The sequence below is a fragment of the Candidatus Methylomirabilota bacterium genome (genome assembly GCA_036002485.1).
Lineage (GTDB): Bacteria > Methylomirabilota > Methylomirabilia > Rokubacteriales > CSP1-6 > AR37.
The window spans coordinates 1-2585 of sequence record DASYTI010000131.1; the positions used below are offsets into that span (position 1 = coordinate 1).

At 65.6% G+C, this 2585-nt stretch carries 2 protein-coding genes; both read right to left on the reverse strand.

Going from position 1 to position 2585, the window contains the following annotated elements; all coding sequences use genetic code 11:
* Positions 1-305: 305 nt before the first annotated feature.
* Positions 306-1379, reverse strand: coding sequence for a cyclic dehypoxanthinyl futalosine synthase (gene mqnC / locus VGT00_13215; GenBank protein ID HEV8532373.1), 1074 nt, complete (start codon positions 1377-1379; stop codon positions 306-308).
* A 3-nt stretch (positions 1380-1382) separates the two neighbouring features.
* Positions 1383-2486, reverse strand: a complete 1104-nt coding sequence (mqnE, locus tag VGT00_13220; protein ID HEV8532374.1) for an aminofutalosine synthase MqnE — start codon at positions 2484-2486, stop codon at positions 1383-1385.
* Positions 2487-2585: the final 99 nt, after the last annotated feature.

Here is a 2585-nt window from a genome sequence, read left to right on the forward strand (position 1 = left end):
AGAGGCGAACCGGGCCAGATTCTGCGTCACCCACTGGATGATGCCCTCCGCAACCCGCGAGGCACCCCAGAAGCCCGCATGTTTGGCGGGCGCTGAGTGATTATGGCCCGATCGATTCACCGCCCAAAACGAAAATGCGGGTCTAGATGGCTCGGAGGGGGGCTCCGCCCCCCTTCCGAAGCCTCCCCCGAACAGATGGCGCCGGCGAAGCCGGCGCTCGAAGCGGAACACTCCTGCTCGCGAGGGCATGAAGACTACCTGGAGCCACATGCCCTCCCTCTGCACCCCGGGAAGGATGGTGGCCATCAGTAGACCTTCAGGATCTCGTATTCGGTAGTGCGCTGGACGGGGGTGAAGCCTGCCTCGCGAATCAGGGTGACGATCTCGTCCACGGTGACCTTGTTGACGTAGTCGGCGGCGGCGTGGACGTTTTCCTCGAAGAGCGTGCCCCCGAAATCGTCAGAGCCCCAGTGAAGGGCCACCTGACCCGTCCGCTTGCCCTCGGAGAACCACGAGGCCTGCACGTGGGGGAAGTTGTCCAGGTAGAGCCGCGACGCCGCGAGCATGCGGAGGTAGGCGTTCGGGCCCTTGTGCGTCTTGATCCACTTCTCGAGAAGGGTATGGCCGGGCTTGAAGGACCAGGGCACGAAGGCCGTGAAGCCTCCATGCTCGTCCTGGAGATCACGGATGTACTCCCAGTGGTCCACCACATCGTCGGGCGTCTCGAGGTGGCCGTACATCATGGTCGCGGTGGACCGGAATCCCTGGCGATGGGCCTCGCGGTGGACGTCGAGCCAGGCCCGGGGCCCGCCCTTCTTGGGCTCGATGCGCTTGCGCACGCGCTCCGAGAGCACCTCGGCTCCCCCGCCCGGGAGCGTGGTCTGACCCGCTGCCTTGAGGCGCCCGAGGACTTCGGGCATGGAGAGCTTCGAGACCTCGGCCATGGTCATGATCTCGGAAGCCGTGAAGAAGTGCGGGGTCACCTCGGGGAAGCGGCGCCGCGTCTCCGTCACCAGGGACAGGTAGTAGTCGAGGGGGAGGGCGGGATTGTGCCCGCCCTGGAGGAGCACGGTGGTCGCGCCCATCCGGGCCGCGGAGTCGATTTTCTCCAGCACCTGCTCGACGGTGAGCGTCCAGGCTTCGGGGTCTCCGGGCTTTCGGTAGAAGGCGCAGAACTGGCAGTCGGTGACGCAGACATTGGTGTAGTTCGGGTTCGAGTCGATGACGAAGCTGACCTGGCGCTCCGGATGGAGACGGAAGCGTGTCTCCTGGGCGAGGGCTCCCAGCTCCACGAGCGGCGCGTGCGTGAGCAGCCACAGGCCCTCGGCGCGGTCGAGCCGCTTGCCCGCCTCGACCTTGGCGCGGATCTCCGCGAGCACGCGCTAGCTCCAGACCTTGACGACGTTGTAGAGCGCGTCACGCTCGACGGCCACCTTGCCCGCGTCGTGGATCATCCTCAGAACCTGCTCCCGGGCCAGTCCCGGCGGGCTCGCAGCCTGCGCCATGTGGGCGATCTTCTCGTCTTCCAGCGTTCCGTTGACATCCGAGGCGCCGAAGTGAAGGGCCACGGAGGCGGTCTCCTCGCCGATCATGACCCAGTACGCCTCGATGTGGGGGAAGTTGTCGAGAAGAAGCCGTGAGGCCGCGATGGTCCGGAGGTCATCCGTGGGCGGCGTCTGACGCGGCACGAGCTTCGTATTGCCGATCTGGTAAGCGAGCGGAATGAAGGTGAGAAATCCGCCGGAAGCGTCCTGTTGCCCGCGGAGGCGGAGCAGGTGCTCCACCCGCTCGGCCATGGTCTCGATGTGACCGTAGAGCATGGTCGCATTGGTCTTGATCCCGAGGGAATGCGCGATGCCGTGAATCTCGAGCCAGCGATTGGCGTCCGCCTTGCCGGTGTAGTGGAGCGCTTTCTGCAGGCGCGGGGAGAAGATCTCGGCCCCGCCGCCCGGCATGGAGTGCAGGCCCGCCTTCTTGAGCCGGGTCAGCGCCTCGCGCGGCTCGATCTTCCAGCGCCGCCACAGATAGTCGATCTCGGCCGCCGTGAAGGCCTTGATCTGGGTCTCCGGTCGGGCCGCGTGAATGGCGCCGATGAGGCGCTCGTAGTACTCGAACGGCCAGTCGGGATGATGGCCGCCCACGATATGCGCCTCGCGCGTGCCAGGCTTGATCATGGCCAGCACGTCCTCGATGGAGTTCTCGAAGGCGCCTTCCTCGCCCTTTTTCCGGGCAAAGTCGCAGAAGGAGCAGGAGAGCACGCAGACATTGGTCGGATTGATGTAACGGTTGAGGACGAAGAAGACCTGCTCACCGTGCAGACGCGACTTGGCGAAGTCCGCCATCCGGCCGAGGCCGTGGAGATCCTCCGTCTCGAAGAGGACAAGACCGTCCTCCCGGCTGAGCCGCTGGCCGGCGCGCACCTTGTCCCAGAGCGGGTGCAGGCGAGAGTCTCTGAAGCGCGCGGCAAGAGGTTCGGCGGCAAGCATGATACCTCCCTGATAGAGATCCGACCGACCGGTCGGTCTGAGTCTAAGTGGCGGGCTTTCCATCTGTCAAGCTTGCCGGCCTAGTTGGCGGCGTGCGGA

Coding starts and splice junctions, on each gene's coding strand:
- mqnE (HEV8532374.1), bottom strand. CDS start 2,486: ATGCTTGCCGCCGAACCTCTTGCCGCGCGCTTCAGAGACTCTCGCCTG.